This is a genomic window from Paenibacillus sp. VTT E-133280 (genome assembly GCF_002264385.1).
GTDB lineage: Bacteria > Bacillota > Bacilli > Paenibacillales > Paenibacillaceae > Paenibacillus_AQ > Paenibacillus_AQ nitricinens.
The window spans coordinates 1-460 of the sequence record NZ_NFUX01000173.1 but is presented as its reverse complement, the minus strand read 5'-3'; the positions used below and the strand labels follow the sequence as shown (position 1 = coordinate 460).

At 54.3% G+C, this 460-nt stretch carries 1 protein-coding gene; it reads left to right on the top strand.

Annotated features, from left to right (window positions below; genetic code table 11):
• On the top strand, positions 1-460 hold a 460-nt coding region (locus CA600_RS31475), incomplete at both ends, for a hypothetical protein (protein WP_179281795.1).

The window sequence follows — 460 nt, the reverse complement described above, 5'->3', positions numbered from 1 at the left end:
AGCCTCACCGCAACAGCGGCGACTTTAACCCCTGTTGTAGGTGTGGATAATGCGATCACTTTGACAGTGAAGAATTCGCTGGGCGATACAGATACAACGTTCACCGGAACCAAAGAAGTGACGGTAGCGGGTTATGGTGCTGCACCAGACGGAACGTACGGAAGTTTTGGGGGGACCGCTTTGGCGGCATCACCGAGCAAAATCAACGTAAGTTTCGTTGAAGGTGTAGCTCAGGTGAACCTGAAGCTGAACAAAGCCGGAGCGCAAGCTGTGTTGTTCAGCCAAGCAGGCGTAGCATCGCCAGCGGCAACAGCGCTGAACATGATTTCAGTTGCAGGCAGCACAGCGACGATGAAGCTGACCACAGGGGTAAGTGCGCCGCAGACGAATGGCGGCAGCTTCGCTCAGCAGCCAGTCATTACGCTGCTGGATCAGTTCGGTAACGTGAATACGAGCGATA